The following is a 7,924-nucleotide window of genomic DNA, read 5'->3' on the forward strand; positions in this document are numbered from 1 at the left end:
GGACGGCTCCGTCGGTGCCGACAGGACAGGCCGACGGCGGCGACGGACGAGGGAGCGGTATGGCGGTCGGAGCGCAGGGGCAGCCGCGGCTGCCCGTGGCGCCCCCGCGCGCGCCCGGTCCGCCGTCCGACCCGCTGGCGGACCTGCCGGACGACGGTCCGATCGGCGCCCGGGCGATCCGCGCCGCGCTCGACCGGGACCTCCTCGAGGTGCACTACCAGCCGGTGGTCGTCCTGCCCTCACGGCACGTCGTCGGCTTCGAGGCGCTCGCCCGGATCCGGCTGCCCGACGGTCGCCTGGTCCAGCCCTCGCGCTTCATCCCGGAGGCCGAGCGCACCGGTCTCGTCGTCCCGCTCGGGCTCGACGTGCTGCGCAAGGCCGCCGCGGCCGCGGCCCGGTGGCGGGCCGGGACCTCGCCCGTCGCGACGGCCACCGTGAGCGTCAACGTCGCCTCGCCCCAGCTCGAGGAGCCGGGGTTCCTCGACGTCGTCCGGGCGGTGCTCGCCGACAACGACCTGCCCGGCTCCGCCCTGGTCCTGGAGATCACCGAGTCGGTCGCGACGTCCGGCCGGGTCCGGCCGTTGCTCGAGCAGCTCGCCGCGCTCGGCGTACGGATCGCGCTCGACGACTTCGGCATCGGCTTCGCGACGCTCGACAACCTGCGCCGGCTGCCCGTCCAGGTCCTCAAGCTCGACCGCAGCTTCGTCGCGGGCGTCATCCGCCCGGGCACCGACCGGGCGATCGTCCGGGTCGTCGTCGACCTCGCCGACACCCTCGGCCTGTCGGTCATCGCCGAGGGTGTGGAGACGGTCGACCAGGCCGACGTCCTGCTCCGGCTCGGCTGCGCGCACGTGCAGGGCTACCTCTTCGCCCGCCCCGGGCCGTCGCCGGAGGCCGTCGCCGCCGGGGTCGTCGCCGCCGGACCACCGCAGTCCGGCAACCGGCGCGGCGACGCCGACGACGGCTGGGACCCGGCGCTCGACGCAGGCGTGCTCGCCGCCACCCGGCTCCTCGCCGGCCCGGACGACCGGGCGCGTGCCGCCGTCCATGCCGTCGCGACCCAGGCCGGCCGGGTCGCCGGGCTGTCCGAGGGCGCCGTCCGGACCATCGGCCGGCTCGCGCTCGTCCACGACCTGCATCGGATCACCGTCGACGGCGTGCTCCCGCCCGCCTTCGCGGCGGCCCCCGTCCTGTGCCGGCTCGCCGAGGTCCGGCTGCCGGCCGTCGGACCGGGTGCGGACGGCGGGTCGCGGCCGGGTCACAGGTGCAGCGCCGACGCGCACGACGCCGTGCGGGACGACGCCGAGATGCACGTGCTGCTGCACGCCGTCGAGGCCGTCGCGCAGGGGCTGCACATCGACCCGGACCTGTCGCCCGACGCGCTCGCGGCCGGGCTCCGGGTGGTCGCCGCGCGCTACGCCGCCGCGGAGCACGAGTGCGGCGGCGGCGGTGACACCGTCGTCCCGCTGCTCACGGCGCTGTCGCTCGACCCGCCGGACCTCGTGCCCCTCGTCGACCTGCTCGACGACCTCGACCGCCGCCGGCTCGGCCGCCGTGGCATGGAGGAGCGGCTCCGGTCGCTCGTCGGCATCACGCGGGTCCTCGCCGGCTCCCGGGACATCCGCGAGCTCCTGCGGGTCGCGCTCGAGGAGGTGCGCCGGATCGTCGGTGCGGCGTCCGCGTCCCTGGAGCGCTGGGAGCGGGAGAACTCCCAGATCCGCACCCTCGTCAACGTCGGCGTCCTCGGCCCCGGGGAGCAGGTCTTCCCCGAGTCCGAGACGTACGCGCTCGCCGAGTACGACCAGATCCGGCACACGATGCTGGGCCGGCTGCCCTACATCCACACCGTCGACGACCCGCACGCCGACCCGGCGGCCATCGCGCTCCTGGGCTCGCTGCACAAGTACTCCTCGGCCGCCGTCCCGATCTACCTCGAGGGCCGGGTCTGGGGGCAGCTGTGGCTGACGACGGAGGTCGGCGAGCCCGCCTTCGGCGTCGGGGACATCGAGCTGCTCACCGCGGTGGCCACCCTCATGGGGACGGTCGTCGTGCAGGCGGAGAACCTCGACCGGGCGGCCCGGCTCGCCTTCGAGGACCCGCTGACCCACGTCGGCAACCGGCGCGCGCTCGACGACGCCCTCGGCGAGCTCGCGGCCGCCGCCCGGCCGGTGGCCATCGCGCTGCTCGACGTCGACCTGCTCAAGCAGATCAACGACACCGAGGGCCACGCCGTCGGCGACCAGGCGCTCATGCGGCTGGCCGACGTGCTCTCCGCGCACGTCTCGGGCGCGCCGGGCGCGCTCGTCGGGCGGCTCGGCGGCGACGAGTTCTGCGTCGTCGTGCCGGACTGGTCGCCGGCGCAGATGGAGCGGCTCGTCGAGGACACTCTCGCGACCCTCGCCTCGGGCGGCGGCCCGACCGTCTCGTGGGGCATCGCGACCGCGATCGGCCCGTGGGAGCCGCGGATCCTGCTGGCGACGGCGGACGCCGAGCTCTATGCGGCGAAGGGGCGGCGTCGCCTACCCTGACCGGATGCGCGTCCACGTCGTCCAGGTCGCCTACGGCGACGACGAGCCCGTCGCCGACCGGGTCGCCCGGGTCGCCGACCTCGTCCGCGCCCAGCGGGGCGCCGATCTCGTCCTGCTGCCCGAGCTGTGGGCCCCCACCGGGTTCTCCTACCGCAGGTGGGCCGACGCGAAGGAGACCGTGGACGGCCCGACGGTCGCCGCGGTCGCCGCGGCGGCCAAGGAGATCGGGGCCGTCGTCCACGCCGGCAGCATCGTCGAGACCGTGCCGGACGACGCGGCGCCCGACGCCCGCGGCGAGACCGGGCGCGGCCTGTGGAACACCTCGGTCGTCGTCGGCCCGGACGGCGACGTCGTCGCCACGTACCGCAAGATCCACCGCTTCGGCTTCGGTGAGGGCGAGCCGACGCTGCTCGAGGCGGGCGAGGACATCGTCACGTTCCCGCTCGCCGACGGCACGGTCGTCGGGCTCGCGACCTGCTACGACCTGCGGTTCCCCGAGATGTTCCGGCGGCTGCTCGACGCGGGGGCGCACGTCGTCCTCGTCCCGGCCGCCTGGCCGCTGCCGAGGGTCGAGGCCTGGACGCTGCTCGGCCGGGCCCGCGCGATCGAGAACCAGTTCGTCGTCGTCCAGTGCAACACCGGCGGCGAGCACGGCGGCTACCCGATGGGCGGCCACAGCCAGGTCGTCACCGCGACCGGCGAGGTGCTCGCGCAGGCCGGGACGGGCGAGGAGGTCCTCGTCGTCGACATCGACGTCGCCGACGTCGCCGCGTGGCGCGAGCGGTTCCCCGTGCTCGCAGACCGGCGGCTGTGACGGCGGGTCCCTCGGGGGAGGACGAGCACCAGCACGACCCGCAGCGACCGACGCCGTGGTGGCGGCCGCGGATCCACGCGACGCCGCGGCGGGCCTGGATGAACGACCCGAACGGGCTGATCCTCGACAGCGGGCGGTACCACCTGTTCTTCCAGCACCACCCGGACGGCGTCGTCTGGGGCCCGATGTCGTGGGGGCACGCGACGAGCCCCGACCTCGTGCACTGGACCGAGGAGCCGGTGGCGATCCCCGCGACGGCGACCGAGCACGTGTTCTCGGGCTGCGCCGTGCGGGACGGCGACCGGCTCGTCGCGGTCTACACGTCGGTCGACCCTGCGACGCAGGTGCAGTCCCAGGCGCTCGCGACCTCGCAGGACGGCGGCAGGACCTGGGAGCGGCACCCCAAGAACCCCGTGCTCGACATCGGCTCGACCCAGTGGCGGGACCCGAAGGTGTTCCGGCACAGCGGGTCCGGCGACCCTGGCCGGGACGACGTCTGGGTCATGGTCCTCGTCCGCGCGGCCGACCGCGTCGTCGAGGTGTGGCGGTCCGAGGACCTGCTCGACTGGGAGCGCACCGGCACGGTCGGCCCCTACGACGTGCCGTCCTCCGTGGCGCCCGGGGAGCCGTTCTTCTGGGAGATGCCGGACCTCGTCCGGTTGCCCGTCGTCGACGAGCCCGGGCGCTCGGAGTGGGTGCTGCTGCTGTCGGTGAACCCCGGCGGCCCGGCGGGTGGTTCCGGTCAGGCGTACGCCGTCGGCCGCTTCGACGGCTGGACCTTCGTGCCGGACCCGTTGCCCGGCAACGCCTTCGGTCCGTTCTCCTGGGCCGACCACGGTCCGGACCTCTACGCCGCCTCGACGTTCGGCGGCCTGCCCCACGGCGACCCGCCGGTCTGGGTCGGCTGGATGGGCAACTGGCTCTACGCCGACCGGACCCCGACGTCCCCCTGGCGCGGCGCCGCGACCCTCGCGAGATCCCTTGCGCTGCAGGAGGTCGGCGGCCGGCTGCTGCTCGTGCAGCGTCCGGTGCTGCCGGCGGGGCGGGAGGTCGCGCCCTCGTCCGGGCCGTCGTCCGTGCTGCCGGACGCCGCCCTCGTGCGGGTCGAGGTCCGCGTCCCGCCCGGCGGCTCCGCCGGGGTCGACGTCCTCGTCTCGCCGGCCGGCACCGAGCGCACCCGGGTGCTCGTCGAGCACCCCGCGGACGGCGACCCGTACCTGGTCGTCGACCGCACGCGCTCCGGCACGGCCGCCGTCCACCCCGCCTTCCCGGCCCGGATCACCGCTCCGCTGCCCGGCGCCCGCCCCGACCCGGACGGCCTGCTGACGACGTCCGTGGACGTCGTCGTCGACACCTCGTCCGTCGAGGTCTTCGCCGCCGGCGGCGCGACGTCCGTCACCGCCCTCGTCTTCCCGCCGCCCGGCTCCCGCGGCCTTGCAGCGGTGGCGGCCGCTGGTGGCACCGTCGAGGTCGTGAGGCTCGACGACCTCGACCCGTGATCGCCGCAGGGAGACTCACGGACGTGCCACCACCTCGCCGATGAGCGCCCGCACCCTCGCGGGTGTCCGGCCGGGACGACCCAGGTCGTGGTGAAGGACCCGGGCAGCGTCCAGGCGGACGCCGTGCAGGGGCCAGGAGTCGCGCCTGACCCCGGATGCGAAGGCGGCCTCGAGCAGGCGATGGATGTCCACGAGGTCGCGCTCGGCCATCCGCCCTCGCCAGGCCAGGGCCTTGAGGCACAGCGCTGCGGAGACGTCCGGTAGCGCCAGGTGCGTCGTCAGCAGGCTGGCGTCCGTCAGCCGGACGGTGACGTCTGCCGTCGTCGCGGCCATCGCGAGCGCGAGTCCCAGCCCCGGCACTGCATCGACGACGAGGTCGCCGACGGGCTGGTTCGGGAGCAGGTCCGGCAGGAAGGCCGGGACGAGCAGATCCACGGTCAGGTCCAGCCCGGTGCCACCATGATCGACTCGTCGGACGAAGCGGTTCCCCTTCTCCTGCACGTAGCCGGTGGCCGTCAGAGCCGGGACAAGGCGGGGGTCCGAGAGCACCTCCGGCGTCGCGGCGAAGTCGGCATCCGACGTCTCTCGGGCAGGGACGACGTCCGCGACACCATGGACCAGGGTCAGGAGCGTGACCGCGATCCCCCCGACGAGCCGGTAGGGGAGGCCGAGATGCCGGGCGACCTCCGCGAGGTCCGCAGCAGCGAGGTAGCCCGCATCACCGGCCCGGCTCGCGGAGTCGATCGCGAGGCGCCCGGTCACTCCTCGTCCCTCGCATCCGCCCGCGCGAGGAAGCGGCGCATCGCCTCATCGCTCTGGTCCCGGTCGACGGACGGCGAGCGCCGCACATCGTGCAGCACCTGCAGCGGATCGGCCAGCGGAAGGTCCTCCGCGGGCCGCCGGGTGTCTGTGGAGTGCCAGTACCGGTCCGCGAAGGCGAAGATGCCCCGGTCCTGGGGGACCGTCAGCTCGAGCGTCGCCTCGCTGGACAGCGAGGGTGTGAGGCCCGCAGCCGTGAGGTCGAGGCCCTGCCGCGAGTACACGACGGCCCTGACCGGGCGCGACACCGGTGCCACGACGTCCGCGGCGACGTCGCCGGACACGACGACGTCCGCCGGGCCGACCTGCCGGGCTGCGCGCACGGCCGCCCGCGCCTGCTCGCGCGGGGGCGAGAGCCCGAACCAGTAGGTCGTGACCCCGCCCGCGCCGGGGTAGGCGTCGAGCCATCGGTCGACGAGCAGCGAACGGGGCTCGTCGTCGACGAGACCGAGCGCGGCGGCGGCCTGGGCGACCCGTGGCTGGCTGATCCCGGCGAGCGCCGCGACGTCCCGCTGGGTGAGCCGGCCGAGCAGCACCCGGCTGCGCAGGACCTGCACCGGCGCCCACGAGGCGCGCCGCGTCTCCCGGTAAGGATGCACCGGGACGCGTGGCCCCAGCGGGAGCAGCCGGCCAGGTCCGAGCCGGATGCCGCCGGCCGGGTGCGGGACCTGTGCCGGCTCGAGGCCGACCAGGGAGATGCCGAGCTCGTCAGCCCGCCGCAGTGCCCCGGATGAGGCGTGGTCGCAGACGACGAGGAGCCCGGTGCCTTCCCTGCCGGTGCTCCGGCGGCTCCGGGCGGCGAGTCGCTCGAGGGTGCCCGGTGTCGGGGACCCGCTGAGGCGCCGCACCTCGAGCGTCGCGACGCGGCGCGGCCCGGGGGTGCTGTCGTAGAGGTCGACCACGATCGACCGTGGGTCCTCGCCGCTGCGCGGCACCGGGACGAGGCCCGCAGCGGTGAGGGCGTCCACGACGGACAGTGGCATAAGCGACATCGAACAACCTCCGTTCTCGCTTATCATCGCAGATCGGCCCTGCGCACGCGAGGCCGCGGGAGGATCGGCCCGTGAGCGACGACGAGGTCCCGCCCGGCGGGCGGGTGGTCACCGAGGCCGACATCCCGTGGGCCGCGTGGACGCCCTGGGAGGTCGCGGGGCGGCTGCGCGGGGTGGGGGTGCCGTGGGGCGTCGCCGGCGGGTGGGCGGTCGACCTCTTCCTCGGGGCGCGCGGGCCGGACGACGCGACGCGCGACCACGAGGACCTCGAGATCGTCGTCCCCGCCGGGTCCTTCGGGCCGGTCAGGGCGGCGCTGCCGGACCTGTCGTTCCACGTCGTCGGGGACGGTCGGGTCTGGCCCGAGGGCGACGAGCGGGCGATGGCGCTGCTGCACCAGACGTGGGGCTGGGACGCCGGTGCGCAGGCCTACGTGCTCGACGTCTTCCGCGAGCCGCACGAGGGCGGCACCTGGATCTGCCGCCGGGACACCACCCTGCGCCGGCCGTACGCGCAGGTCCTCGACCGGACGGCGGAGGGCGTGCCCTACGTCGTCCCCGAGGTCGTCCTGCTCTTCAAGGCCAAGGCGGCCCGGGCGAAGGACGAGGCCGACCTCGCCGTGGTCCTGCCGCGGCTGGACGACGACCGGCGGGCCTGGCTCGCCGCGGCCCTCGACCGCGCGCACCCGGGCCACCCGTGGGCCGAGCGGGTGCGACCGCCCGGGTGAGCCGGGCGGACCTGGGTCCTTCGTCCCGCAGGCGGCTGCCTACGCTGGGCGGGTGACCCCGGGGACCTCTGCACGCGCCGTCCGCACGACCGTCCGGCTGTCGCTGCGCACGGCGACGGCTGTCGCGCTCGCCCTGCTCGCCGTCTGCGCGACCGCGACGGCCGGCTCCGCGCACGCGCGGCTCACGGGCACCGACCCGGAGAACGGCGCACGGCTGAAGGCCACGCCGGACACCGTGACGCTCACCTTCAGCGACCCGCTGGACCGCGAGTTCGTCCGGGTGCGGCTCACCGGCCCGGGCGACGCCGTGCTGCCGGTCGCACCGCGGGTGAAGGAGGGCACCGTGACCTTCACCGTGCCCTCGAAGCTGCCCGGCACCTACTCGGTGGCCTTCCGGGTCGTCAGCAAGGACGGGCACCCGGTCTCCGGCACCCTCTCCTTCGTCGTCACCGGCGCCCCGCCCGTCTCGCCGTCGCTCGACGCCACTGCGACGCCGACGGAGACGGCGACCGGCACCGCGACGACGTCCGCGGCCCCCACGCCCACC

7 protein-coding genes are annotated in these 7,924 nt (G+C 75.6%); 5 read left to right on the forward strand and 2 right to left on the reverse strand.

Annotated elements, in window-relative coordinates:
• Positions 1-59 precede the first annotated feature (59 nt).
• Genes EDJALFJO_RS13480 through EDJALFJO_RS13490 form a run of 3 tightly spaced genes read left to right on the forward strand, consistent with a single transcriptional unit; the run spans position 60 to position 4,841 of the window.
• The gene (locus EDJALFJO_RS13480; protein ID WP_088286015.1) at positions 60-2,528 is read left to right on the forward strand and encodes an EAL domain-containing protein; all 2,469 of its coding nucleotides are present in this window, start codon (positions 60-62) and stop codon (positions 2,526-2,528) included.
• 4 nt (positions 2,529-2,532) lie between these two features.
• Positions 2,533-3,342, forward strand: a complete 810-nt coding sequence (locus EDJALFJO_RS13485) for a nitrilase-related carbon-nitrogen hydrolase (RefSeq protein WP_088286037.1) — start codon at positions 2,533-2,535, stop codon at positions 3,340-3,342.
• Positions 3,339-4,841 (forward strand): glycoside hydrolase family 32 protein, encoded by a 1,503-nt coding sequence (locus tag EDJALFJO_RS13490; protein WP_198950268.1) that lies wholly within the window; start codon positions 3,339-3,341, stop codon positions 4,839-4,841. The genes EDJALFJO_RS13485 and EDJALFJO_RS13490 overlap by 4 nt, the downstream gene beginning before the upstream one ends.
• Positions 4,842-4,856: 15 nt before the next feature.
• Here EDJALFJO_RS13490 and EDJALFJO_RS13495 read toward each other — a convergent pair whose 3' ends face one another.
• Complete coding sequence (locus tag EDJALFJO_RS13495; protein WP_198950269.1) at positions 4,857-5,603, reverse strand: hypothetical protein; 747 nt, start codon at positions 5,601-5,603, stop codon at positions 4,857-4,859.
• Entirely contained in the window at positions 5,600-6,652 is a 1,053-nt protein-coding gene (locus EDJALFJO_RS13500; protein ID WP_143448563.1) for a hypothetical protein, read from the reverse strand. Before EDJALFJO_RS13500 ends, EDJALFJO_RS13495 begins: the two co-directional genes overlap by 4 nt.
• Positions 6,653-6,723: 71 nt before the next feature.
• Between EDJALFJO_RS13500 and EDJALFJO_RS13505 the strand changes: the two genes are divergently transcribed.
• Both EDJALFJO_RS13505 and EDJALFJO_RS13510 read left to right on the forward strand, forming a co-directional pair.
• A complete protein-coding gene (locus tag EDJALFJO_RS13505; RefSeq protein ID WP_143448564.1) occupies positions 6,724-7,377 on the forward strand; it encodes a hypothetical protein in 654 nt (217 codons plus the stop codon).
• Positions 7,378-7,429: 52 nt separating this feature from the next.
• Positions 7,430-7,924: copper resistance CopC family protein (locus EDJALFJO_RS13510; RefSeq protein ID WP_088286021.1), on the forward strand; the 495-nt coding region annotated here is incomplete at its 3' end.

The sequence above is a fragment of the Kineosporia sp. A_224 genome, assembly GCF_002198655.1.
GTDB lineage: Bacteria > Actinomycetota > Actinomycetes > Actinomycetales > Kineosporiaceae > R-H-3.